Genomic DNA, 24,369 nt, shown 5'->3' with positions numbered 1-24,369 from the left:
GGTCTGACGTGACCGTCACGATGCAGACGCCGCTCGCGCGCGTGCTGGGCCCGAAGACGGCCACCGGCATGAGCGAGCAGCTGGGGCTGGAGACCGTCCGCGACCTGCTCCGGCACTATCCGCGCCGCTACGCCAGCCGGGGGGAGCAGTCCGACCTGGCCGACGTCCAGGTGGGCGACCGGGTGACGGTGCTGGCCCAGGTCCGCAGCGTCACCACCCGGCCGATGAAGAACCGCCGGGGGTCGCTCACCGAGGTGGTCGTCGGCGACGGCAGCGGGCGCATGAAGCTGGTGTTCTTCAACCACCGGCACGCGCAGCTGAAGCCGAACGCGTGGGGGATGTTCGCCGGCACCGTGGGGGAGTGGCGCGGTGAGAAGCAGTTCGCCCACCCCGACATGCACCTGCTCGACGGGGAGGACGACGACACCGACTGGGCGCGCGCCCTGGTGCCGATCTACCCGGCGAGCAAGGACGTCTCCAGCTGGGTGATCCAGAAGTCGGTGAAGCTGCTGCTCGGCGCGTCCGGGGAGCTGGGCGACCTGGTCGTCGACCCGCTGCCCGAGGAGATCCGGTCGCGGCACGGGCTGCTCTCCCTGCCCGCCGCCCTGCTCGACATCCACCGGCCGACGTCGATGGACGACGTCGAGCGCGCGGTGTCGCGGCTGAAGTGGGACGAGGCCCTGGTCCTCCAGCTCACCCTCGCCGCCCGCCGCCGGGCCGCGGCGCTCGAGCCGGGCATCGCGCGGCCGTGCCGGGCTGGCGGGCTGCTCGACGCCGTCGACGCCGCCCTGCCCTTCGCGCTCACCGAGGGCCAGCGCGAGGTGGGGGAGGAGCTCGCCGCCGAGCTCGACCGCGACCAGCCGATGCACCGGCTGCTGCAGGGCGAGGTGGGCTCGGGCAAGACGGTGGTGGCGCTGCGCGCGATGGCGCAGGTCGTCGACGCCGGCGGCCAGGCGGCGCTGCTCGCGCCGACCGAGGTGCTCGCCGCCCAGCACGCCCGCGGCATCCGCCAGCTCCTGGGCCCGCTCGGCCGGGCCGGTGAGCTGGACGGCGACGCGGCCGGCACCCGCGTCACGCTGCTGACCGGCTCGCTCAAGGCGGCCGCGAAGCGCCAGGCGCTGGCCGAGGTGGCCGACGGCAGCGCCGGCATCGTGATCGGCACCCACGCGCTGCTGCAGGAGGGCGTGGACTTCGCCGACCTGGGCCTGGTCGTCGTCGACGAGCAGCACCGCTTCGGGGTCGAGCAGCGCGACGCCCTCCGCGCCAAGGGCACCCGCCCGCCGCACGTGCTGGTCATGACCGCCACCCCGATCCCGCGCACCGTCGCGATGACCGTCTACGGCGACCTGGAGATCTCCACGCTGCGGCAGCTGCCCAGCGGCCGCGGCGGCGTCTCCAGCTCCGTCGTGCCGGCGACCGAGAAGCCCGGCTGGGTCGACCGCGCCTGGCAGCGGCTGCGCGAGGAGGTGGCCGCCGGCCGGCAGGCCTACGTCGTCTGCCCCCGCATCGGGGACGTGCCCGGCGACGAGCCCGAGGACGCCGACGGCGCCCCGCCCGAGGACGACGGCCCGCGCAGCGACCGGCGACCGCCGCTCGCGGTCCTCGACGTCGCCGAGCTGCTCCGCTCCGGCCCGCTGGCCGGGCTACGGCTGGACGTACTGCACGGTCGGCTGAGCCCGGAGGAGAAGGACGACGCGATGCGCGCCTTCGCGGCCGGCGAGACCCAGGTCCTCGTCGCCACCACCGTCGTCGAGGTCGGCGTGGACGTGCCCAACGCCACCGTCATGGTGGTGATGGACGCCGACCGGTTCGGGGTCAGCCAGCTGCACCAGCTCCGCGGGCGGGTGGCCCGCGGGAAGCACGCCGGGCTGTGCCTGCTGGTCACCGACGCCCCGACCGCGTCCCCGACCGGCACCCGGCTGGCGGCGGTCGCCGCGACCTCCGACGGCTTCGAGCTGGCCCGGCTGGACCTGGAGACCCGGCGCGAGGGCGACGTCCTGGGCGCCGCGCAGTCCGGCACCCGGTCGGGCATCCGGCTGCTCTCCCTCCTGGAAGATGAAGAGCTCATTGCCACCGCACGCACCGAGGCGACCGCGCTGCTGACCACCGAGCGCGGTCTGGCCGACCATCCCGGCCTGGCCGCCGAGGTGGCGGCGCTCGCCTCCGACGAGCGCGCCGACTGGCTGGAGAAGGCATGACACGGGTGATCGCCGGGCTCGCGCGGGGACGGAAGCTCGCCGTCCCGCGCACGGGCGTGCGGCCGACCGGCGACAAGGCCCGGGGGGCGCTGTTCAACAGCCTCGGCTCGCTGCTGGAGCTGGAGGGCGCCGCCGTCCTCGACCTCTACGCCGGCTCCGGTGCCCTCGGCCTGGAGGCGCTCAGCCGGGGGGCGCGGTCGGTGCTGTTCGTGGAGTCCGGCGGCGGGGTGCTCCCGGTCCTGCGGGCCAACCTGGCCGCGGTCGGGCTGCCCGGCGGGCGGGTGCAGGCCGGCTCGGTGCCCTCCGTCGTCGCCGGCACCGCGGCGGAGCGGTTCGACCTGGTCCTCGCCGATCCGCCCTACGCGACGCCCGCCGAGGAGGTGCTCGCCGTCCTGCAGTCGCTCCTCACCAAGGGCTGGCTGGCCCCCGACGCCGTGGTCGTCGTGGAGCGCGGCCGGCGCGACGAGCCGTGGGAGTGGCCGACACCGCTGACCGGACTGCGCGATCGGCGCTACGGCGAGGCAGTCCTCCGGTACGGTCGGCTGTCGTGAGACGCGCCGTGTGCCCCGGTTCGTTCGACCCGGTCACCAATGGCCACGTCGACGTCATCAACCGCGCCTCGGCGCTGTACGACGAGCTGGTCGTGGCCGTGCTCGTCAATCCGGGCAAGGCCGGGTTCTTCCCGGTCGAGGAGCGCATGGAGCTGCTCCGCGAATCCGTGGCGCACCTGCCCAACGTGACCGTGGACAGCTTCTCGGGGCTGCTGGTCGACTACTGCGGCGCGAACGAGATCCCGGTGATCGTCAAGGGCCTGCGCGCCGTCAGCGACTTCGAGTACGAGCTGCAGATGGCCCAGATGAACCGCGAGCTCGCCGCGATCGAGACGCTGTTCGTCCCCACGGCCCCCCAGGTCGGCCACCTCTCCTCGAGCCTGGTCAAGCAGGTCGCCACCTTCGGCGGGGACGTCTCGCGCCTGGTGCCGAAGGTCGTCAACGACCGCCTGCGCGAGCGGACCGCCCGGGGGACGACGCCATGACGCGCCCCGGGCGCATGAACACCACCGAGGTCGTCTACCGGCTGTACGAGACCGTCGACGAGCTGACCACCGTCATCGAGAACGCGCGCAGCGTCCCGATGTCCAGCTCCTGCATGGTGCCGCGCGACCACGTCCTCGACCTGCTCGACGACCTCCGCGAGTCCCTGCCCGAGGACGTGCAGGCCGCCGGCGCGATCGTCGAGCAGCGCACCGAGATCCTCCAGCAGGCGCAGGCGGAGGCCGAGCGGGTCACGACCCGCACCCGGGACGAGGCCGAGCGGCTGCTCGAGGCCGGCCGCCGGCAGCGCGACGAGCTGCTGGGCACCGCCCGCCGGCAGCGCGACGAGCTCATCAGCCAGGCGCAGCTCGACGTCGAGCAGCTGATCGTGGACGCCGAGGCCGAGGCCGAGGTGCTGGTCGCCGACGGGCGCCGCAGGCGCGAGTCGATGATCGCCGAGGCGCAGGCCGAGCACGAACGGCTCATCACCGAGACCGAGGTCTACCGCACCGCGGTCGACCGGGCCGACGCCCTCGGGGAGCAGGCCCACGCCGAGGCGGCCCGCATGCGCGCGGAGGTCGACGAGTACGTCGACACCCGGCTGGCCGACTTCGGGACGACGCTGGAGCGGATGCTGCGCTCGGTCGAGAAGGCCCGCACCACCCTGCGCGAGTGATCTCCCTCGCCGCCAGCGGCGGCGGTCTGCCGGTCGGGTAGGCTGGCGTCCTGGTTCGACCGCCGGTGGTCCCGCCCCGGGTCGAGCCGTTCCCCACTACCTACCGCGAGTACCGACATGCCTGCCGCTCCTGCGCCCCGCCGCGACGCCGCTCCCTCTCCGGGCCGGCGTCCCTCCGCCAACCCCTGGACGATCGACCTCCGGGAGCTGGGCCGCCGCGCGGGTGCGCTGCAGGAGCTGGAGCGCACCGTCCCCGCGCCGGCTGACTGGCGGGTCGAGCTCATCGGCGTCCCGGCCGGTGGCGAGGTGCACCTGCGGCTGCGCCTGGAGTCGGTCATGGAGGGCGTGCTCGTCAGCGGCGAGTTCGACGTCCCCGTCGAGGGTTCCTGCGCGCGGTGCCTCGAGCCGATCGCGGACACCCTGACCCTCCCGGTCCAGGAGCTGTACGCCTACGAGGGCAGCGCCACCGAGGAGACCAGCGAGGAGGACGAGGTGCGCCGCATCGAGGGCGACTTCCTCGACCTCGAGCCGCTGGCCCGCGACACCGTCGTGCTGAGCCTGCCGCTGTCCCCGGTCTGCTCCGAGGACTGCTCCGGCCTCTGCGTCGACTGCGGCCTGCGCCTGGACGACCTCCCCGAGGACCACACCCACGAGATCACCGACCCGCGCTGGGCCGGGCTGGCCGAGCGCTTCGGGATCTCCGAGACCGACCCTCACGCCTCCTCACCGGACACCTCCGGTGACGACACCACCAAGGAGAACTGAAAAGTGGCTGTTCCGAAGCGGAAGATGTCCCGCGCCAACACCCGTATGCGCCGCTCGCAGTGGAAGACCACCGCCCCCACGCTCGCGCCCTGCCCGAACCGCGCCTGCGGCGAGCTCAAGCCGCCGCACATCGCGTGCCCGACCTGCGGCCAGCACTCCGGCCGCCAGGTCCTCGCGGTCTGATCGACCACCGCATCGCCGTGGGCAGGACGGTCGCCGGTACGCACCCCGACGAGGGTGCCGAGGCCGACCGTCCGCCCGGTGGTCCGGAGCACGCCGAGCGCGCCGCCGCCTGGGCGCGCGACGCCCTGGGCGTCGAGCTGCCCGGCGGGCTGCTCGGCCTCGCCCTGACCCACCGCTCGTTCGCGTACGAGAACGGCGGCCTGCCGACCAACGAGCGCCTGGAGTTCCTCGGCGACTCGGTGCTCGGCCTCGTCGTCACCGACGAGCTCTACCGCAGCCAGCCGGACCTCCCCGAGGGCCAGCTGGCCAAGCTGCGTGCCTCCGTGGTCAACATGACCTCGCTGGCCGGCGTCGCCCGCCGGCTGGGGGAGCGCGGCGTCGGGCCGCACCTGCTGCTCGGCCGCGGCGAGGAGACCACCGGCGGCCGCGAGAAGGACTCGATCCTGGCCGACGTCGTCGAGGCGCTGATCGGCGCCGTGCACCTGGGCTGCGGCCTGGACGCCGCGTCCGGGCTCGTGCACCGGCTGTTCGACCCGCTCCTGGTCGAGGCCGCCACCCGCGGCGCCGGCCTGGACTGGAAGACCAGCCTCCAGGAGCTCGGCGCCGGCCTCGGCCTGGGCGCCCCGGCGTACGAGACCCAGGACGAGGGCCCGGACCACGCGAAGACCTTCACCGCCGCGGTCGTGCTGGCCGGCACCGTCCACGGGCGGGGCAGCGGCCGCACCAAGAAGGCCGCCGAGCAGGAGGCCGCCGAGGTGGCCTGGCGCGCGCTCTCCACCGAGGCCTGACGCCGTGCCGGAGCTGCCCGAGGTCGAGGTGGTGCGTCGGGGCCTGGAGCAGTGGGTCGCCGGGCGCACCGTCGCCCGCGTCGAGGTTCACCACCCGCGCGCCGTCCGCCGTCACCTCGAGGGTGCCGACCACTTCGTGGAGTCGCTGACCGGCCGCACCCTGACCGCCGCCCACCGCCGCGGCAAGTACCTGTGGCTGCCCTTGGCCGACGCCGACGGCACCCCCAGCGGCCGCGCGCTGGTGGGGCACCTGGGCATGAGCGGGCAACTGCTGGTCGAGAAGCCCTCGGCTCCCGACGAGACGCACCTGCGGGCCCGGTTCACCTTCACCGACGGCGGCCGCGAGCTGCGCTTCGTCGACCAGCGGACCTTCGGCGGGCTGGTCGTCGAGGAGCTCGGGGTGGGCGGGGACGGTGACGACACCGTGCCGGCCCGCCTGGCGCACATCGCGATCGACCCGCTCGACGAGGGCTTCGACGTCGACGCCTTCTCCGCGGCGCTGCGCCGCCGCCGGACCGAGGTGAAGCGGGCCCTGCTCGACCAGACGCTGATCGGCGGCGTCGGCAACATCTACGCCGACGAGGCGCTGTGGCGGGCCCGGCTGCACGGCGCCCGGCCGACCGACAAGCTCACCCGCGGCCAGGTGGCCGACCTGATCGAGGGCGTCCGCGACGTGCTCGGCGAGGCGCTGGCGCAGGGCGGCACCTCCTTCGACTCGCTGTACGTCGACGTCAACGGGCAGAGCGGCTACTTCTCCCGCTTCCTCGCCGTCTACGGCCAGCTCGACCGTCCCTGCCCCCGCTGCGGGACGCCGATCCGCCGGGAGTCGTTCATGAACCGCTCCAGCTACAGCTGCCCGGTCTGCCAGCCGCGACCGCGGACGTCGACCGCTCGGACGCGCAAGGCCCGACCTTCCGCGGAGTGACGAATCCGACACGCCCCCGACACGGGGGGCGGGCAGGGTGGCCGTTGACCTGCGTCTGCGGGGCTGTCACGCTTGTACCACCACAGCCGCGCCGACCGGATCCCGGGGCGCCGGCTCACCCTCTCGCTGTCTGAAAGGCCGCTCCAGTCATGGCCAAGGCCCTGTTCGGTCACATCGTCGCCCCCGCGCAGCTCCGCTTGGTCGAGGAGAACGCGGCGCTGCGGGCGAAGGTGCGCCGCTTGGAACTGGAGCTCGACGAGCTGCGCTCCCAGCGCGACGCCGCCATCGCCCACGAACTGCTCTCGCTGACCGGTGACAACGAGCCCGCGCTCGCCTGACGTCGTCCCACCCGCACCACCGGCCCCGCTGCACCCCTACCGAGCGTGCCGCGGCACTAAGCTCCCCGTTCCGTGCACCTCTCCAGCCTGACGCTCAAGGGCTTCAAGTCCTTCGCGTCCGCGACGACGCTCCGGCTGGAGCCCGGCATCACCGCCGTCGTCGGCCCCAACGGGTCCGGTAAGTCCAACGTCGTCGACGCCATCGCCTGGGTCCTCGGCGAGCAGGGCGCGAAGAGCCTGCGCGGCGGCAAGATGGAGGACGTCATCTTCGCCGGCACCGCCGGCCGGCCGGCCCTGGGCCGCGCCGAGGTCACGCTGACCATCGACAACTCCGACGGCGCGCTGCCGATCGCGTACACCGAGGTCTCGATCACCCGCCGCATGTACCGCTCCGGCGAGAGCGAGTACGAGATCAACGGCGACAAGGTGCGCCTGCTCGACGTCCAGGAGCTGCTCAGCGACTCCGGCATCGGCCGCGAGATGCACGTCATCGTCGGCCAGGGGCAGCTCGACGCCGTCCTCTCCGGCCGGCCCGAGGACCGTCGCGCCTTCATCGAGGAGGCCGCCGGCGTCCTCAAGCACCGCAAGCGCAAGGAGAAGGCGCTCCGCAAGCTCGACGGGATGCAGGCCAACCTCGACCGGCTGGCCGACCTCACCGCCGAGCTGCGCCGCCAGCTCAAGCCGCTGGGCAGGCAGGCCGAGGTCGCTCGCCGGGCCGCCGGGGTGCAGGCCGACCTGCGCGACGCCCGCCTGCGACTGCTGGCCGACGACCTCGTCCAGTTGCGCGACGCCCTCGACAAGGACGTCGCCGACGAGAACGCCGCCCGCGAGCGCCGCAGCGTGGTCGAGCAGGGCCTGGCGACGGTGTCCCTGCGCGAGGGCGAGCTGGAGTCGGGCCTGGCCGAGAGCGCGCCGCGGCTCGCCGCCGCCTCCGACACCTGGTACCGGCTCTCTGCCCTCACCGAGCGGTTCCGCGGCGTGGCCTCGCTCGCCGCCGAGCGGTCCCGCCACCTGTCGGCGCCGGCTCCCGCGGAGACGGCGGGCCGCGACCCCGACCAGCTGGACGCCGAGGCCGACCGGGTCGCGGCCAACGAGACCGAGCTCGCCGCGGGCCTGGAGGCCGAGCGGGCCCGACTGGCGGCGGTCGTCACCGACCGGGGACGGCTCGAGGCTGCCCTCGCCGACGCGGAGAAGGCCTGGGTCGCCGCCGCCCGCGCGCTGGCCGACCGGCGCGAGGGCCTGGCCCGCCTGTCCGGTCAGGTCGCGGCCGCGCAGTCGAAGGTGAGCGCCGGCCAGGCCGAGATCGAGCGGCTGGCGCGCGCCGCGGCCGAGGCGGCCGAGCGGGCGGAGGCCGCCGCCGACCGGCTGGCCGACCGGCGCTCCTCGGTGGCCGAGCAGGAGGACTCCGACGTCGCGCTGGTCACCGCGCACCAGGACGCCGTCGCTGCGCACACCGCGGCCGCGAAGGCCGTGACCGAGCTGACTGCCGCCGAGCGCGCCGCGGAGCGCGACCGCGCCTCCTGGCAGGCCCGTCGCGACGCACTGGCCCTCGGGCTCACCCCGGCCGACGGTGCCGCGGCCGTGCTGGGGGCCGGGCTGCCCGGGATCCTCGGGCCGGTCGCCGACCGGCTCACCGTCCGTCCCGGCGACGAGGTCGCGCTGGCCGCCGCGCTGGGCGGGATGGCCGACGCCGTCGTGGTGTCCGGGGTGGCCGGCGCCGCCGGTGCGCTGGAGCGGCTGAAGACCACCGACGGCGGCCGGGCCGGGCTGCTGGTCACCGGCGGGCTCCCACCCGTGCCCCGGGACGGGTGGCCCGAGCTGCCCGCCGGCGCCCGCTGGGCCCTGGACGCGGTCGAGGCGCCCGAGGAGCTGCGCCCGGCGCTGGCCCGGGCGCTGGAGCGGGTGGCCCTCGTGCCCGACCTCCCCGCGGCGGTCGAGCTGGTCGGCACCCACCCCCGGGTCCGTGCCGTGACCGCCGACGGCGACCTGCTGGGCGCGGACTGGGCGCTGGGCGGTCAGCGGGACGCGCCGTCCAACCTCGAGGTGCGGGCCCGCGTCGACGAGGCCGAGGGCGAGCTGCGCGGTGCGATCACCCGGGCCGCCGCGCTGGCCGACGAGCTGTCCGCCGCCCGGGACGCCGCCCGCGCGCGCTCCGCCGAGGTGGACGCGTCCCAGGCCGCCCGGCAGGCCGCCGACCGCGGCCGGTCGAAGGTCGCCGCCGAGCTCGCCGAGCTCGGCGCCGCCGCGCGCTCCGCCGCAGCCGAGGCCGAGCGGCACGAGGCCGCCCGCGTCCGCGCCGAGGGGGACCTCGAGCAGGCCCAGCTGGCGCTCGCCGGGCTGCAGACCCGGCTGGCCGAGGCCGAGGCGGCGCCGGTCGAGGAGGAGCCGCCCACCGAGGAGCGCGACCGGCTGCGCGCCGAGGTGACCGCGGCCCGCCAGGCGGAGACCGAGGCGCGGCTGGCGGTGCGCACCGCCGAGGAGCGCGCTCGGGCGCTGTCCGGCCGGGCGGAGTCGCTGCGTCGGCAGGCCCGGCAGGAGCGCGCCGCCCGCGAGCGCGCCGCCGCGGCCCGGGCGTCCCGCGAGCGCGGTGCCGCCGTGGCCGAGCGGGTCCGGGCCGACGCCGAGCGCGCGCTGGTCGCGCTGGGCACGTCGCTGGCGCGGGCCGCCGCCGAGCGGGACGCGCTGGCCACCGGCCGGGCCGCCGCCGAGGCCGAGCTGCTGGAGGTCCGCGGCCGGGTGCGGGCGGCGACCGCCGAGCTGGACCGGCTCACCGACGAGGTGCACCGCGACGAGGTGGCCCGCGCCGAGCAGCGGCTGCGGATCGAGGCGCTCGAGGGCCGGGCGGCCGAGGAGTACGGCGTCGACCTGCCCACCCTGGTCGCCGAGTACGGGCCCGCCGCGCCGGTGCCGCCGTCCCAGGCGGAGGAGGCGGCCGCGCAGGCAGCGGGCGAGGAGCCGCCGGCGCCGAGCGCCTACGACCGGTCGGTCCAGGAGCGGCGCGCGGCCCGTGCCGAGCGAGACCTGGCCACCCTCGGCAAGGTCAACCCGCTGGCGCTGGAGGAGTTCGCGGCGCTGGAGGAACGGCACACCTTCCTGGCCACCCAGCTCGAGGACCTCAAGAGCACCCGCCGCGACCTGCTCACCGTCGTCCGCGAGGTCGACGACCGCATCCACGACGTCTTCGCCGCCGCGTTCGCCGACGTCGCCCGCGAGTTCGAGGGCGTGTTCGCCACCCTCTTCCCGGGCGGGCTGGGCCGGCTGGTGCTCACCGAGCCCGACAGCATGCTCACCACCGGCATCGAGGTGGAGGCGCGCCCGCCGGGCAAGAAGGTCAAGCGGCTCTCGCTGCTCTCCGGTGGCGAGCGCTCGCTGACCGCCGTCGCGCTGCTGGTGGCGATCTTCCGGGCCCGGCCCTCGCCGTTCTACGTCCTCGACGAGGTCGAGGCGGCGCTCGACGACGTCAACCTCGGCCGGCTGCTCACGCTGGTCGAGCAGCTGCGGTCGACGTCCCAGCTGATCGTCATCACCCACCAGAAGCGGACGATGGAGATCGCCGACGCCCTCTACGGCGTGAGCATGCGCGGCGACGGCATCACCGGCGTCATCAGCCAGCGGCTGCGCGAGCTCCCCGCCGCCTGACCTCGAGGGCAGAAATGGCCATGTCTGCCCTCATACGCCGGACGGGATCCGGAGGTCGACGACGAGCGGCAGGTGGTCCGACGCGCCCTCGGCGTCGAGGACGCGGGCGCTCGCGACGGTGACGCCGGCCGACACCCACGCCTGGTCGATCCGGCGGTGGGGTGACCGCGCCGGGTGGGTGTGCCCCTCGTCGCGCTGCCAGAAGCGCCAGCCGGCCTGGTCTCCGCGGTCCTCGGCCAGCTCCCAGGCGTCGGTGAAGCGCTCGCGCAGCGGGTGCAGCTCGGGCGCGTCGGGACGGGCGTTGAAGTCGCCGACGAGGACGCCGGAGGCCATCTGCTCGGTGTGCAGCGCGGCGAGAGCGGCCACCTGCTCGGCGCGCTCCTGCGCCGAGCGCGTGGTCAGGTGCGTCGCGGTCACCCACAGGGTGCCGCCGTCGAGCTCGAGCATGGTGCGCAGGGCGCTGCGCGGCTCGCCGGTGCCGGGCAGCCGGTGGACGTCGCTGATCAGGATCGGCAGCCGGGAGAGCAGCGCGTTCCCGTACTGACGGCGCGGCCTCTCGCCCGGGTGCGGCTCGTCGATGGCCGGGCCCCACGCCAGCTGCATGTCCAGGGCGCGCGAGAGCAGCAGCGCCTGGTCGACGTCCTCGCTGCGCTCGCCGAACCAGCGGTCGACCTCCTGCAGGCAGATGACGTCGGCGTCGGCGGACGCCAGCACCCTGGCCAGCCGCGGCAGGTCGTGCCGGGAGTCCTCACCGACCCCGTGGTGGGTGTTGAAGCTGACCAGCCGCACCGGGATGGGCGGCTGGTCGGGCCCGGGGGCGGGACGGATGCCGAAGGGGTCGTCGGTCACCCGTCCAGCCTCTCAGGCATCGGACAACGGCATGTCCAGCACCTGCCGCAGGGCGTCGTCGCCGACCTCGGAGACCGAGAGCAGGAAGCGCGCCTCACGGCCCTCCAGCACCAGCTCACCGATCTGGTTGCCGAAGAACGGCCCGGACTGCTTGCTCCACTCCAGCTCGGTCGGCTCGGCCTTGGCCAGCCGCGCCAGGCGCTCGGTGAACCGGCGGGCCGCCCGGCTCCAGCCGATCTTGAAGCCGACGCGGATCGGGTGCGGTGCCTGGTTGTGCAGCGGGGAGACGGTGAGCTGGTGCACCCGTGCCGCCAGACCCTCGGGGCGCACGAGCTCGGCGGCGTAGGCGTGGTGGACGTCGCCGGAGAGCACCAGCGCCGTGGCCGGAGCCCGGCCCTGCTCCCCGCGGGCGACGGCGGTGAGCGCGGCGCCCAGCCGCTCGAAGGAGTGCCCGAACGCCGCCCAGTGCTCCAGATCGGCGCCCTGCCGGATCTTCTCGGCGAGCCGGCCGCGCCAGTGCCCGTGGTGGCGGACGTTGAGCGTCTCGTTCCACCGCTCGAGGTTGTGGATCGCGTGCGGCAGCAGCCACGGCAGCGAGGTGCCGAGGATCAGGTGCTCCACGCCCTCGTCGACGGCGCGCTGCATCGCGGCCTCGACCCAGGCGAACTCGTCCTCGTCGAGCATCCGGCGGTGTTGCTCCTCCAGCACCCGGCCGGCCCGGCTGTCGACCATGATCAGCCGGGCGTCGCCCCAGTGCCGCACGAAGCTCCACCGGATCGTGGCGGGCTCGGCGTCGGCCAGCTCGGCCGTGCGGCGCAGCATCGGCTCGGCGTCCCGGACGTCGTCGTCGTCGGCCATGTCCTGGATCGACTGCCAGGTCGCGTTCTCGGCGAGCTCCTGTGGGCTGAGGTTGCCCAGGTGCTGGTACACCCAGTAGCTGACCAGGCCGCCGGTGATCCGGCTGCGCCACCACGGCTCCTGCGCGACGGTGGCGCGCCAGGCGGCCGAGGTGTTCCAGTCGTCGATCATCTCGTGGTCGTCGAAGATCATCGAGGACGGGATGGTCGACAGCAGCCACCGCACCTGGGGGTCCAGCCAGGACTCGTAGTACAGCCCCGTGTACTCCTCGAAGTCCGCGACCTGGTCGTCCGGGGACTTCTCCTCGGTCCTCCGGTCCCGCCGGCGGTGCAGCAGCGACTTCGTGCGGGTGGTGAGCTCGTCGGCGTAGACCTGGTCGCCCAGGAGCACCAGCGCGTCGGGCCAGCGGTCCTCGGGCTGCCCGGCGATCTGCTGGGCGTAGAGGTCCAGCGCGTCGGGCGGGATGCCCTCGCTGTCCTCGACGGTGCGCGGGCTGGCGTACCGGCAGGAGCCGAACGCCAGGCGGAAGGGCCCCGGGCGGCCCGGCGTCCGGATGCGGCTCGGCGGGAACTCCGTGTCCGCGGGCGGCCACACCAGCGCCCCGTCGAGGAGCACCTCGTAGGGGGTGGTGCTGCCGGGCTCGAGCCCCTCGACGACGACCAGCGCGTAGTGGTGGCCGGCGACGCAGAACGTGCGCGCGGACCGCCCGAGGACCTCCACCCGGCAGGGGCGGTCGGTCTCCACCCAGACGGTCGCCGAGACCGGGTCGACGTGCCGCAGCAGGGGGCCGAGCAGGAGGGTGGGTTCGCTCGGTCCGGTGGCTGACATGGGCCCAGCCTGACGCATCGACCTGGGAAACGGTTGCGCCGGGAGTCGCCTCGGCGGGACCGCCGCGGACTGGGAGACTCCGGGCATGGAATTCGTGCTGATCGCGATCGCGATCCTCGTCGTCGCGCTCCTCGTGGGCATCGGCCTGCTCGTCGGGCGGGGACGGCGCACCACCCGCCTCGACGACGACGCCGTCGCCGGCACCACACTCACCCGCCCGCGGCCGCCCGAGACCCAGGCGCCGACGGCGCCGACCGCGCCCCCCACGCCCTCCGGATCGACGGCGTCCGGTCTCGGCCTGCCCCCGGAGACCGTCGAGCTGCCGCCGGCGGAGGCCGAGCCCGGACTGGTCTTCGAGACGCCGCCGCCCTCGGCCGGCCGCCTCGTGCGGCTGCGCTCCCGGCTGGCGCGCTCGCAGTCCTCGCTGGGCCGCGGCCTGCTCACGGTGCTCGCGCGCGAGAAGCTGACGGAGGACGACTGGGAGGAGATCGAGGAGACCCTCCTGGCCGCCGACGTCGGCATCTCCGCGACCACGCAGATCGTCCAGCGGCTGCGCACCCAGTCGCTGGTGCTGGCCACCGCGTCGCCCGCGGAGCTGCGCGAGCTGCTGGTCTCCGAGCTCACCGGCGTCCTCGGGCCCGACCTGGACCGGACGCTGGGCACCGATCGTCGTGAGGGGCGCCCCGGCGTCGTCCTGGTCGTGGGGGTCAACGGCGCCGGCAAGACGACGACGGTCGGCAAGATCGCGCGGGTGCTCGTGGGGGACGGGAAGAGCGTCATCCTCGGCGCGGCCGACACCTTCCGCGCCGCCGCCGCCGACCAGCTGGAGACCTGGGGGGAGCGCGTCGGCGTGCTCACCGTCCGGGGCCGCGAGGGCGGCGACCCGGCGTCGGTGGCCTTCGAGGCCGTGCGCACCGGCGTGGAGGCCGAGGTGGACACCGTCGTCGTCGACACCGCGGGCCGGCTGCACACCAAGTCGGGGCTGATGGACGAGCTCGGCAAGGTCAAGCGCGTCGTGGAGAAGCAGGCTCCGGTCACCGAGGTGCTGCTGGTGCTCGACGCCACGACCGGGCAGAACGGCGTCGTCCAGGCCCGGGTGTTCACCGAGGCGGTGGAGGTCACCGGCGTGGTGCTGACCAAGCTCGACGGCACCGCGAAGGGCGGCATCGTCGTCCGCGTGCAGCAGGAGCTCGGCATCCCGGTGAAGCTGATCGGGCTGGGGGAGGGGGCCGACGACCTGGCGCCGTTCGAGCCGCGCGCCTTCGCGGAGGCGATCGTCGGCTGACGCCGGCGGGAGCATCGCAGCGAGCGCCAGCGAGCGAGGAGCGGAGCGGGGGCGGAAGCCGACCAGTGTGATCGTCGGCTGACGCCGGCGGGAGCTGCTGGTCAGGTCCGAGTCGGGTCGAAGCCGTAGGGCAGTTCGAGCCGGTGCGCCGCGAGCAGCTGCTGGTCGGCGAGCAGCTCGCGGGTGCCGGCGTCGGCGACGACCGCGCCGGCGTCGAGCACCACCGACCGCGGGCACAGCTGCATCGCGTAGGGCAGGTCGTGGGTGACCATCAGCAGGGTCACCGGGAGCGACTCGAGCACCTCGGCGAGCTCGCGGCGGCCGGCCGGGTCGAGGTTGGACGAGGGCTCGTCGAGCACCAGGATCTCGGGATGCATGGACAGCACGGTGGCGACGGCGACCCGGCGGCGCTGCCCGAACGAGAGGTGGTGCGGCGGCCGGTCGGCGTAGCCGCCCATGCCGACCTGCTCGAGCGCCGTGGCCACGCGCGCGGCGACCTCGGCCTCGGGCAGCCCGAGGTTGCGCGGGCCGAAGGCCACGTCCTCGCCCACGGTGGGCATGAACAGCTGGTCGTCGGGGTCCTGGAAGACGATCCCCACCCGGCTGCGGATCTCCCGCAGGTTCTGCTTGGTGACCGGCAGCCCGGCGACGCTGATGCTGCCGCGCCCGGGCCGCAGGATGCCGTTGAGGTGGAGGACCAGCGTCGTCTTGCCCGCCCCGTTGGGGCCGAGCAGCGCGACCCGCTCGCCGGGCTCGATGCGCAGGTCCACGCCGAACAGCGCCTGGTGGCCGTCGGGATAGGCGAAGGCGACGTCCTCGACCAGCAGGGAGGGGGCGGTGCTCACCCCAGCAGCATCCCCGTCGCGAGCACGGCCCCCGCGGCGAGGGGCAGGCTCAGCCCGGTGAGCCAGTCCCGCGAGGGGACGGCGGCGACCGGCCCGCGGGGCAGCCGGCCGGTGTAGCCGCGCGACAGCATCGCCAGGTGTACCCGCTCGCCGCGCTCGTAGGAGCGGATGAACAGCGCTCCCGCCGCCGCCCCGACCACGCGGAGCGCGCCGCGTCGCCGGCCGTCGAAGGCACGGGACTCGCGGGCCACCCGCATGCGGTGCAGCTCACCGCTCACCACGTCGACGTACCGGATCATGAACCCCAGGATCTGGACCAGTGCCGACGGCAGCCGGAGCCGTTCGAGGCCGTGCATCAGCTCCCGCGGCTCGGTGGTCGCCGCGAGCACGGTGGCGGCGAGCACCGACAGCGTGGCCTTGGCCAGCAGTGCGCCGCCGGTCTGCAGGCCGCTCTCGGACAGGGACAGCCCGAGCACCTCGACCCGCGGCCCGCGCGTGACGAAGGGCAGCAGCAGGGCGAAGACGACGAACGGGGTCTCCACGACCAGGCCTGCGGCCAGCCGGCCCGGTCGCACGCCCGCGACCGCGGCGGCGGCGAGCACGGCGAGCAGGTAGCCGGCGTACGCCCACGGAGCCCAGCCGGCGTGCACCGGCGTGGCGACGACGACCAGCGCGTAGGCGAGGACGGCGACCAGCTTCACCTGCGGCGCCAGCCGGTGCACCGGGCTGGTGCCTGCCACGTAGCGGGCGCTCAGCGCACCGCCGTGGCGGGCGCCCACGTCAGGACCTCGAGGTGGGCGGGGGCCCGGCGTCGGCGTCGGCGTGCTCGTCCGCGGTGTCGTGCCGGCGGCGGACCAGCAGGGTGATCCCGCCGGCGAGGACCAGCGTCACGGCGACGCCGATGACCCCGGCGAGCCCACCGGAGAGCCGGCCGTCGTCCACGCCGGAGACCGAGTAGTCGGCGAGCGGGGAGTCGGCGGTCGCGCTGTCCTCCGCCGTGTCGAGGAAGCCCTCCTTCTCGGCCGACCACTCCAGGCCGTCGGGGGAGCTGCTGGCGTAGTAGCTGCCGATGCCGGCGACGACCAGGGCGACGAGCAGGCCGACGAGCAGGAAGCCGGTGGTCCGGCGGCGGGAGGTCATCGCGGCGCCACCACCTCGGGACGGCGGAGCAGCGCGTCGGCGCTCCGCAGGTGTGCGGCCCCGTGCACGAGATCCGGCCGGGCGGCGAGCACGGCCCCGAGCACGACCACGGTGATCGCCGCCTCGCCGAGACCGATGAGCACGTGGATGCCACCCATCGTGGCCGCCACCGCCCCGAGGGAGATGTCGGCGACGCCGCCGGCGGCGAACAGCGCCACGAAGGCCAGCGCCGCGAGGGGCACGGAGGCGAAGGCGCCCACCCCGGCCCCGATCAGGAAGCCGGTCCGGGTCCGGGGCAGCACCGCCACCAGCAGGCGGAACAGGCCGTAACCCACGCCGACGGCCACCAGGGCCATCAGCGTGACGTTGGTGCCCAGCGCGGTCAGGCCGCCGTCGGCGAACAGCACCGCCTGGACGAGCAGGACGACGGTCATGCAGAGCACCGCGGTCCAGGGGCCGACGAGGACGGCGGTCAGGGCGCCCCCGATGAGGTGGCCGCTGGTGCCGGCGCCGACCGGGAAGTTCATCATCTGCACCGCGAAGACGAAGGCCGCGGTGAGGCCGGCCAGCGGCGCGGTGCGCTCGTCCAGCTCCTCGCGCGCCTTGCGCAGTGCCAGCGCGACGGTGCCCGCGGCGAGCACGCCGGTGGCGACGGAGGTGGGGGCGTCGAGGAAGCCGTCGGGTACGTGCACGACGTCCACCTTATTGCACATCGTTTGCAACTAGCCACCTGCCGAGGGGTTCCGAGCCCTCGGCAACACGGCCGCAACGTGGGTGGTGAACACGCGGTGCGGAGTTCACGGCTGCGAAACAAGCGGGCGCTGCCAGCGGAAACACGCGCCCGGCACGGTGAACGCCACGTCGCCCTCCCACCCGGAGGGGCCGGCGCCACCGAACGGCCCCCCGGCCGACGACCCACTCAGGAGGTTGCCGTGGTCAACACCGGCGACACCGCCTGGATCCTCACCAGCGCGGCGCTCGTGCTGCTGATGACCCCAGGCCTCGCGCTCTTCTACGGCGGCATGGTCCGCGCGAAGAGCGTGCTGAACATGATGATGATGAGCTTCGGGGCGCTGGCACTGATCAGCATCCTGTGGGTTCTCTACGGCTACTCCATGGCCTTCGGCGACGACATCGGCGGCGGCCTGCTCGGGGACCCCGGTGAGTTCTTCGGCCTGAAGGGCCTGATGGAGGACACCACCGGCGAGGAGGGTGGCCTGCCGGTCATGGCCTTCGTCGGCTTCCAGGCCGTCTTCGCCATCATCACCGTCGCCCTGATCTCCGGTGCGATCGCGGACCGGGCCAAGTTCGGCTCGTGGATGGTCTTCGCCGGCATCTGGGCGACCGTCGTCTACTTCCCGGTCGCGCACTGGGTCTTCGCCTTCGACGTCGACGAGGTGGTCGGCGGCTGGATCGCCAACGACCTGGCCGCGCTCGACTTCGCCGGCGGCACCGCGGTCCACATCAACGCCGGTGCGGCGGGCCTGGCCCTCGCCCTGGTCCTGGGCAAGCGGCGCGGCTTCGGCCGCGAGGCGATGCGCCCGCACAACCTCCCGCTGGTCATGATCGGCGCCGGTCTGCTGTGGTTCGGCTGGTTCGGCTTCAACGCCGGCTCCGCCCTCGCCGCGAACAACACCGCCTCCGTCGCCTGGGTGAACACCCTGGTCGCCACGGCCGCGGCCACCCTCGGCTGGTTGCTGGTGGAGAAGATCCGCGACGGCCACTCGACCTCGCTGGGTGCCGCGTCCGGTGTCGTCGCCGGCCTGGTCGCGATCACCCCGGCCTGTGCCGCGGTCTCGCCCATAGGCGCGATGATCATCGGTGTCATCGCCGGTGCGCTCTGCGCCCTGGCCGTAGGCCTCAAGTACAAGCTGGGCTACGACGACTCGCTCGACGTCGTCGGCGTCCACCTGGTCGGAGGCCTCTGGGGCACCGTCGCCATCGGCTTCCTCGGCTCGGCGGACTCGCCCTCGGGGATCGACGGACTGTTCTACGGTGGCGGTGTCGACCAGCTCTGGCGCCAGGTCGTCGGAGCGCTGGCCGTGCTGGTCTTCTCCTTCGTGCTGACGTGGATCATCGGCACCGTGATCCAGAAGACGATCGGCTTCCGGATCAGCGAGGAGGACGAGATCACCGGCATCGACAACGTCGTGCACGCCGAGTCGGGGTATGACTTCGCCTCCCTCGGCAGCAGCGGCTCCACCGCCCCCCTGTCCGGCCAGGCACGTGCCGAGGCCCGCAACACCGAGAGGACCCTGGCATGAAGCTCGTCACCGCCATCGTCAAGCCCTTCAAGCTCGACGACGTCAAGAACGCCCTCGAGCTGATCGGCGTCGCCGGACTGACCGTCAGCGAGGTCCAGGGCTTCGGCCGCCAGCGGGGCCACACCGAGGTCTACCGGGGCGCGGAGTACCAGGTGGACTTCGTGCCGAAGGTCCGCATCGAGGTCGTCGTCAGCGAGCTCGACGCCGCCCGCGTCGTCGACGCCGTGGTCGAGGCCGCGTCCACCGGGCAGATCGGCGACGGCAAGGTGTGGGTGACCACGATCGACGAGATCGTGCGGGTCCGTACCGGCGAGCGCGGGGACGACGCGCTCTGACACAGCACCACTGAGCACACCCGTCGGCCGGGGTGGTGGGAGGACCGCCCACCACCCCGGCCGACGCACTTCCTGCTGTTGCTCCACCCGAGGGGGACGCGTGCTGGACACCGCCGCGCTGCCGGACCTGCCCCGCGCCGAGCGCGTGCAGGTCGTGGACGGCTGGCTCTCCGGACTGCTGGACGACGCCGTCGCCGGGACGCCGCCACCGCTGGCCAAGCGGGGGAGCGCACCGCCCCGCAGCGGCACCGAGGGCCTGGCGCTGATCGCCGTCGGCAGCCTCGGCCGCCGCGAGCTCCCGCCGCACGGCGACCTGGACCTGGTCCTCGTCCACGACGGCCGGCCGGAGATCGCCGCGATCGCCGATGCGCTCTGGTACCCGATCTGGGACGCCGGCGTCCGGCTGGACCACTCCGTGCGCTCGGTGGCCGAGGCGGTCGCGGTCGCCTCCACCGACGTCAAGGCCGGGCTCGGGCTGCTCGACGCACGGCTGGTCGCCGGCGACGCCGAGCTGGCCGGCCGGCTCCGGACCGCCACGCTGAGCAGCTGGCGGCAGGCCGCCTCGCGGCTGCTGCCGGCGCTGCGCGACCTGCGCCGGGGACGCGCCCGCCAGGTCGGCGAGCTGGCGTTCCTGCTCGAGCCCGACCTCAAGGAGGCCTACGGGGGGCTGCGCGAGGGCCAGGTGCTGCGCGCGGTCGCCGCCGCCCAGCTCGCCGACGAACCCACCGCCGAGGTCGAGACGGCCTACGCCTTCCTGCTCGACGTCCGCGACGAGCTCCGGCGGCGCAGCGGCCGGCCGAGCGACGTCCTGGTGCGGCAGGAGCAGCGGCCGGTCGCCGACGCCCTCGGGCTGTCCGGGGAGGACGCGCTGCTGCGCGAGGTCAGCCTCGCCGGCCGCCGGCTGGCCTTCGTCGCCGACGAGACCTGGCGCCGGGTGGAGGCCGCGCTGGTGCGCCGGCCGCGCAGCCGCTACCGCCGGGTGCGCCGCGAACCGCTGGCCGAGGGCGTGGTGCGCCAGGGCGACGAGGTGGTCCTCGCCCGCGACGCCCGCCCGGCCGCCGACCCCGGCCTGCTGCTCCGCGCCGCGGCGGCCGCCGCCCGCGCGGACCTGCTGCTGTCGCCCTACACGCTCAAGGTGCTCGCGGTGCACAGCCAGGCCATGCCCGAGCCGTGGCCGCCGGAGGTGCGCTGGTCGTTCCTCCGCCTGCTGGCCAGCGGGCGCTCCGCCGTCGCCGTCCTCGAGCAGCTCGACCAGGAAGGGCTGCTGTCCCGGCTGATCCCCGAGTGGGACCGGGTGCGCTCGCTGCCGCAGCGCCACCCCTGGCATCGGTTCACCGTCGACCGGCACCTCGTCGAGGCGGCGGCCGCCGCGGCCGAACTGACCCGGGACGTCGACCGGCCCGACCTGCTGCTCGTGTCCGCGCTGCTGCACGACATCGGCAAGGGCTGGCCCGGGGACCACAGCGAGGTCGGCGAGCCGATCGCCGCGACGATCGCCACCCGCATGGGCTTCGCCGAGACCGACGTCGCCGTCATCGGCACGCTGGTCCGCCACCATCTGCTGCTGCCGGCCACCGCGACCCGGCGGGACATGGACGACCCCGCGACCATCGACCGCGTCGCGGACACCATCGGGTCCGACGCCGCCGTCCTCCAGCTGCTGCACGCCCTCGCCCAGGCCGACGGCGCCGCGACCAGCGCGTCGGCCTGGTCGCCGTGGAAGGCCCACCTGGTGGCGGCGCTGGTGGCCCGGGTGCAGGCCAAGCTCGGTGGGGCGCCGCTCGGGGAAGCCGCGGCGGTGCTCAGCCCGACGACCCCGCAGGTCTCCACGGCGACCCCGGCCCTCCCCGGCACCACCGCTCCGGTCACGGTCGGCATCCAGGACGTCGCCGACGGCCAGGAGGTCACCATCGGCGCCCCCGACCGCCCGGGCCTGCTGAGCACCTGCGCCGGCGTCCTGGCGCTCAACCAGCTCGACGTGCGGGCGGCGAAGATCACCGTCGAGGGCGGGCACGCCACGAGCGTGTTCGCCGTCCGGCCGCGGTTCGGCCGGGCCCCCGTGCCGGAGATCCTCGCCGACGGCGTGCGCGCCGCGCTGGAGGGCAGCCTGCCGCTGGCCGAGCGGCTGCGGCAGCGGGAGGTCGACTACCGCCAGGACGGCGTGCGGTCCGCGCCGCCACGGATTTCGTGGCACAACGGCGAGGTCAGCGGCGCGGCCACCGGCATCGTCGAGGTGCGCGCGGGGGACCGGGCGGGGCTGCTCTACCGGCTGACCGCGGCGATCGCGGGGGAGGGCCTCGACGTGACCTCCGCCCGGATCGAGACCCTCGGCGCCGACGCCGTGGACTGCTTCTACGTCGCCAACCCCTCCGGGGACCCGGTCGACCCCGAGCAGCGCCGCCGGGTCGACGAGGCCCTCGTGGGGGCCCTGCGCCCGGCCGCGGAGGCGGACACGCCGGTCTAGGTCCGCGGAGCTGTCGGTGCCCCGTGCGACGGTCGGGACATGGACCCCCAGCTGTGGCACTGCTCCGAGTGCGGCGACGAGCGCGAGTTCGTGCAGCCGTCGTGCGTGGACGGGCACACCGAGGACGGCGGGCTCTGCCCCGAGTGGGCCTGCATCGACTGCGGCGCGGCGCTGGTCACCGGCGTCGACGTCCGGGAGCTCGTCGCGTCGGGCCTGACGCACGCCGCCTAGTCCGTCGATACCCTCGGTGCGGACGGCGCGACGTGCTCGCGCCCGGAACTGCTGAGGACGTGCTGTGTTCGAGACCCTCTCCGACCGCCTGGACAAGGTCTTCACCGGCCTGCGGGGCAAGGGCCGGCTGACCGACGCCGACATCGATGCCACCGCGCGCGAGATCCGCATCGCGCTGCTGGAGGCCGACGTCGCGCTGCCGGTGGTGCGGTCGTTCATCGACGCGGTTAAGGAGCGCGCCCGCGGGGCGGACGTCTCCCAGGCGCTGAACCCCGCACAGCAGGTCATCAAGATCGTCAACGAGGAGCTCGTCGGCATCCTCGGCGGCGAGACCCGCCGGATCCGGCTGGCCAAGCAGTCGCCGACGGTGATCATGCTGGCCGGTCTGCAGGGTGCCGGTAAGACCACCCTGGCCGGCAAGCTCGGCCGCTGGCTCAAGGAGCAGGGGCACACCCCGCTGCTGGTGGCGGCCGACCTGCAGCGCCCGAACGCGGTCAACCAGCTCTCCATCGTCGCGGGCCAGGCCGGGGTGGACGTCTACGCCCCCGAGCCGGGCAACGGCGTCGGCGACCCGGTGCAGGTCGCCCGCGACTCCATCGACCACGCGCGCCGCACCATGCACGACGTCGTCGTCGTCGACACCGCCGGCCGCCTGGGCATCGACGCCGAGCTGATGCAGCAGGCCGCGGACATCCGCGACGCCGTGCACCCCGACGAGACGCTGTTCGTCGTCGACGCGATGATCGGCCAGGACGCCGTCACCACGGCGCAGGCGTTCCAGGACGGGGTCGGGTTCAGCGGCGTCGTCCTCACCAAGCTCGACGGCGACGCCCGAGGTGGTGCGGCGCTCTCGGTGCGGCACGTGACCGGTCAGCCGATCATGTTCGCCTCGACCGGCGAGAAGCTCACCGACTTCGACGTCTTCCACCCCGAGCGGATGGCCTCGCGCATCCTCGGCATGGGCGACGTGCTCACCCTCATCGAGCAGGCCGAGAAGACCTTCGACGCCGACCAGGCCGAGCGGATCGCGGGCAAGCTCGCCTCCCGCGAGGGCTTCACCCTCGAGGACTTCCTCGAGCAGATGATGGCGATCCGCAAGATGGGGCCGATCGCCAACCTGCTCGGCATGCTGCCGGGCGCGGGGGCGATGAAGGAGCAGCTCAAGCAGGTCGACGACCGGGACCTGGACCGCACGGCGGCGATCATCCGGTCGATGACCCCGCAGGAGCGGGTCAACTCCAAGATCATCAACGCCTCGCGGCGGGTGCGCATCGCCAACGGCTCCGGCGTCAGCGTCACCGACGTCAACCAGCTGCTGGAGCGGTTCGGGCAGGCCCAGAAGATGATGGGCCAGATGGCCGGCAGCATGGGCATGCCCGGCATGGGGCCGATGTCGAAGAAGGCCCGCGGCCGCCAGATGCAGGCGCAGTCGAAGAAGGGCAAGGGGAAGAAGGGCAAGGGGAAGGGCGGTCCGGCCCGTCGTCCGGTCGGTGGCCCCGGCCTGCCGCCCGGCGCGTTCGGCGGCGGGATGCCCGGTGGGATGCCCCCTGGGATGCCGAGCCTGCCCCCCGGTCAGGGCCTGCCGGACCTCACCAAGCTGAACTTCGACCAGTTCAAGGACGGCAACGGCCGGTGAGCCAGTCGCTGCCCCCGCTGCACCTGTCCGGGGTGGTGCTGCCCGAGGGCGAGCACCGTGACGTCTGGGTGCGCGAGGGCAGGTTCACCTTCGAGCCCGTGTCGGGAGCCGAGACGGTCAGCACCGGTGGCTGGCTGATCCCCGGCCTGGTCGACGCGCACTGCCACGTCGGGATCCTCCGCGGCGGCCTCCACGCGGAGGACCTGACGCAGGCGCGCGAGCAAGCCCTGGCCGAGCGCGACGCCGGGGTGCTGGCGCTGCGCGACTGCGGGTCGCCGGTGGACACCCGCGCGCTGGACGACGAGCCCGACCTGCCGACGATCATCCGGGCCGGGCGGCACATCGCCCGCACCCGCCGGTACATCCCCGGGCTGGGCATCGAGATCGAGCCCGAGGATCTGGTCGAGCAGACCCGCGTGCAGGCCCGGCGCGGGGACGGCTGGGTCAAGCTCGTGGGGGACTGGATCGACCGCTCGGTCGGCGACCTCGCCCCGGAGTGGCCGGCCGACGTCGTCGCGGCGGCGATCGCGGCCGCGCACGAGGAGGGCGCGCGGGTCACCGCGCACACGTTCGGCACCGACGCGCTGCCTGCGCTCATCGCGGCCGGCATCGACTGCATCGAGCACGGCACCGGGCTGACCGAGGAGCTCATCGGCGAGATGGCCGCGCGCGGCACCGCCGTCGTCCCGACGCTGGTGAACGTGGAGAACTTCCCCGGGTTCGCGTCGGCCGGGGAGAAGAAGTTCCCGACGTACGCGAGCACGATGCGGCGGCTGTACGCGAACTCCGGCGCGGTCGTGCGGGCCGCGTACGAGGCCGGCGTGCCGGTGTTCGCGGGCACCGACGCCGGGGGCGGCATCGAGCACGGCGTCATCGCCGACGAGATCCGCGCGCTGTGCGAGGCGGGCATCCCGGCGGAGGACGCGCTCGCCGCGGGCTCCTGGAAGGCGCGCGAGTGGCTCGGGCTGCGCGGCATCGAGGAGGGCGCCGTGGCCGACGTCGTCGTCTACGAGCGCGACCCCCGCGCCGACCTGGACACGCTGCAGTCGCCGCAGCGCACCGTGCTCCGCGGACGGGTCGTCGGATAA

At 74.6% G+C, this 24,369-nt stretch carries 23 protein-coding genes; 17 read left to right on the top strand and 6 right to left on the bottom strand.

From position 1 onward, the window contains the following. Window positions 1–8 precede the first annotated feature (8 nt). From recG to smc, 10 genes are all read left to right on the top strand, one after another. The gene (gene recG, locus CRP29_RS06555; RefSeq protein WP_217991480.1) at window positions 9–2,198 is read left to right on the top strand and encodes an ATP-dependent DNA helicase RecG; all 2,190 of its coding nucleotides are present in this window, start codon (window positions 9–11) and stop codon (window positions 2,196–2,198) included. After that, complete coding sequence (gene rsmD, locus CRP29_RS06550) at window positions 2,195–2,749, top strand: 16S rRNA (guanine(966)-N(2))-methyltransferase RsmD (RefSeq protein WP_097194281.1); 555 nt, start codon at window positions 2,195–2,197, stop codon at window positions 2,747–2,749. Before recG ends, rsmD begins: the two co-directional genes overlap by 4 nt. After that, window positions 2,746–3,234 carry a pantetheine-phosphate adenylyltransferase gene (gene coaD / locus CRP29_RS06545; protein ID WP_097194280.1) on the top strand — a complete coding sequence of 163 codons (489 nt, stop codon included), beginning with the start codon at window positions 2,746–2,748 and terminating at the stop codon, window positions 3,232–3,234. Before rsmD ends, coaD begins: the two co-directional genes overlap by 4 nt. Next, window positions 3,231–3,908, top strand: coding sequence for a hypothetical protein (locus CRP29_RS06540; protein WP_097194279.1), 678 nt, complete (start codon window positions 3,231–3,233; stop codon window positions 3,906–3,908). The genes coaD and CRP29_RS06540 overlap by 4 nt, the downstream gene beginning before the upstream one ends. 117 nt (window positions 3,909–4,025) lie before the next feature. After that, window positions 4,026–4,673 (top strand): YceD family protein, encoded by a 648-nt coding sequence (locus tag CRP29_RS06535; RefSeq protein WP_097194278.1) that lies wholly within the window; start codon window positions 4,026–4,028, stop codon window positions 4,671–4,673. 3 nt (window positions 4,674–4,676) lie between these two features. Further along, window positions 4,677–4,856 carry a 50S ribosomal protein L32 gene (gene rpmF, locus CRP29_RS06530; RefSeq protein WP_097194277.1) on the top strand — a complete coding sequence of 60 codons (180 nt, stop codon included), beginning with the start codon at window positions 4,677–4,679 and terminating at the stop codon, window positions 4,854–4,856. Window positions 4,857–4,873: 17 nt separating this feature from the next. Continuing rightward, window positions 4,874–5,644 (top strand): ribonuclease III, encoded by a 771-nt coding sequence (gene rnc, locus CRP29_RS06525; RefSeq protein WP_097194276.1) that lies wholly within the window; start codon window positions 4,874–4,876, stop codon window positions 5,642–5,644. A 4-nt stretch (window positions 5,645–5,648) separates the two neighbouring features. Beyond that, on the top strand, window positions 5,649–6,569 hold the full coding sequence (mutM, locus tag CRP29_RS06520; RefSeq protein WP_097194275.1) for a bifunctional DNA-formamidopyrimidine glycosylase/DNA-(apurinic or apyrimidinic site) lyase: 921 nt from the start codon (window positions 5,649–5,651) through the stop codon (window positions 6,567–6,569). A gap of 149 nt (window positions 6,570–6,718) precedes the next feature. Then, a complete protein-coding gene (locus CRP29_RS06515; RefSeq protein WP_097194274.1) occupies window positions 6,719–6,907 on the top strand; it encodes a hypothetical protein in 189 nt (62 codons plus the stop codon). A gap of 72 nt (window positions 6,908–6,979) precedes the next feature. Then, window positions 6,980–10,546: a chromosome segregation protein SMC gene (gene smc / locus CRP29_RS06510; protein WP_097194273.1), complete on the top strand. Its 3,567-nt coding sequence runs from the start codon at window positions 6,980–6,982 to the stop codon at window positions 10,544–10,546. 30 nt (window positions 10,547–10,576) lie between these two features. On the opposite strand, the gene CRP29_RS06505 is transcribed toward smc, so the two are convergent. Beyond that, window positions 10,577–11,395: an endonuclease/exonuclease/phosphatase family protein gene (locus CRP29_RS06505; protein WP_097194272.1), complete on the bottom strand. Its 819-nt coding sequence runs from the start codon at window positions 11,393–11,395 to the stop codon at window positions 10,577–10,579. A gap of 12 nt (window positions 11,396–11,407) precedes the next feature. Further along, window positions 11,408–13,081: an alkaline phosphatase D family protein gene (locus CRP29_RS06500; protein ID WP_097194271.1), complete on the bottom strand. Its 1,674-nt coding sequence runs from the start codon at window positions 13,079–13,081 to the stop codon at window positions 11,408–11,410. Between the two features lie 85 nt (window positions 13,082–13,166). On the opposite strand from CRP29_RS06500, the gene ftsY reads away from it, so the two are divergent. Continuing rightward, window positions 13,167–14,366 (top strand): signal recognition particle-docking protein FtsY, encoded by a 1,200-nt coding sequence (gene ftsY / locus CRP29_RS06495; protein WP_097194270.1) that lies wholly within the window; start codon window positions 13,167–13,169, stop codon window positions 14,364–14,366. 101 nt (window positions 14,367–14,467) lie between these two features. Here the strand turns inward: ftsY and CRP29_RS06490 are convergent, their stop codons facing one another. The 4 genes from CRP29_RS06490 to CRP29_RS06480 are packed head-to-tail and all read right to left on the bottom strand — an operon-like array spanning window position 14,468 to window position 17,043. After that, window positions 14,468–15,211 carry an energy-coupling factor ABC transporter ATP-binding protein gene (locus CRP29_RS06490; RefSeq protein WP_097194269.1) on the bottom strand — a complete coding sequence of 248 codons (744 nt, stop codon included), beginning with the start codon at window positions 15,209–15,211 and terminating at the stop codon, window positions 14,468–14,470. Further along, window positions 15,208–15,990 carry a cobalt ECF transporter T component CbiQ gene (gene cbiQ / locus CRP29_RS06485; RefSeq protein WP_097194268.1) on the bottom strand — a complete coding sequence of 261 codons (783 nt, stop codon included), beginning with the start codon at window positions 15,988–15,990 and terminating at the stop codon, window positions 15,208–15,210. The genes CRP29_RS06490 and cbiQ overlap by 4 nt, the downstream gene beginning before the upstream one ends. A 1-nt stretch (window position 15,991) precedes the next feature. Further along, window positions 15,992–16,351 carry a PDGLE domain-containing protein gene (locus tag CRP29_RS22625; protein ID WP_176522870.1) on the bottom strand — a complete coding sequence of 120 codons (360 nt, stop codon included), beginning with the start codon at window positions 16,349–16,351 and terminating at the stop codon, window positions 15,992–15,994. Further along, on the bottom strand, window positions 16,348–17,043 hold the full coding sequence (locus CRP29_RS06480; protein ID WP_176522869.1) for an energy-coupling factor ABC transporter permease: 696 nt from the start codon (window positions 17,041–17,043) through the stop codon (window positions 16,348–16,350). The genes CRP29_RS22625 and CRP29_RS06480 overlap by 4 nt, the downstream gene beginning before the upstream one ends. Window positions 17,044–17,283: 240 nt before the next feature. Between CRP29_RS06480 and CRP29_RS06475 the strand changes: the two genes are divergently transcribed. The 6 genes from CRP29_RS06475 to CRP29_RS06450 all read left to right on the top strand — a co-directional run bounded on the left by CRP29_RS06475 (window position 17,284) and on the right by CRP29_RS06450 (window position 24,369). Continuing rightward, on the top strand, window positions 17,284–18,615 hold the full coding sequence (locus CRP29_RS06475; protein WP_097194267.1) for an ammonium transporter: 1,332 nt from the start codon (window positions 17,284–17,286) through the stop codon (window positions 18,613–18,615). Further along, window positions 18,612–18,950 (top strand): P-II family nitrogen regulator, encoded by a 339-nt coding sequence (locus CRP29_RS06470; RefSeq protein ID WP_091980408.1) that lies wholly within the window; start codon window positions 18,612–18,614, stop codon window positions 18,948–18,950. The genes CRP29_RS06475 and CRP29_RS06470 overlap by 4 nt, the downstream gene beginning before the upstream one ends. Before the next feature lie 100 nt (window positions 18,951–19,050). Beyond that, window positions 19,051–21,414, top strand: coding sequence for a [protein-PII] uridylyltransferase (locus CRP29_RS06465; RefSeq protein WP_097194266.1), 2,364 nt, complete (start codon window positions 19,051–19,053; stop codon window positions 21,412–21,414). Window positions 21,415–21,453: 39 nt separating this feature from the next. After that, the gene (locus CRP29_RS06460) at window positions 21,454–21,645 is read left to right on the top strand and encodes a hypothetical protein (RefSeq protein ID WP_097194265.1); all 192 of its coding nucleotides are present in this window, start codon (window positions 21,454–21,456) and stop codon (window positions 21,643–21,645) included. 64 nt (window positions 21,646–21,709) lie between these two features. Beyond that, window positions 21,710–23,281 carry a signal recognition particle protein gene (ffh, locus tag CRP29_RS06455; RefSeq protein ID WP_097194264.1) on the top strand — a complete coding sequence of 524 codons (1,572 nt, stop codon included), beginning with the start codon at window positions 21,710–21,712 and terminating at the stop codon, window positions 23,279–23,281. Then, the gene (locus CRP29_RS06450; RefSeq protein WP_245852543.1) at window positions 23,278–24,369 is read left to right on the top strand and encodes an amidohydrolase family protein; all 1,092 of its coding nucleotides are present in this window, start codon (window positions 23,278–23,280) and stop codon (window positions 24,367–24,369) included. Before ffh ends, CRP29_RS06450 begins: the two co-directional genes overlap by 4 nt.

The organism is Blastococcus aggregatus (assembly GCF_900221005.1).
GTDB classification, from domain to species: Bacteria; Actinomycetota; Actinomycetes; order Mycobacteriales; family Geodermatophilaceae; genus Blastococcus; species Blastococcus aggregatus.
The sequence above is the reverse complement of the archived record's forward strand: the minus strand, read 5'-3'. Positions and strand labels throughout refer to the sequence as shown.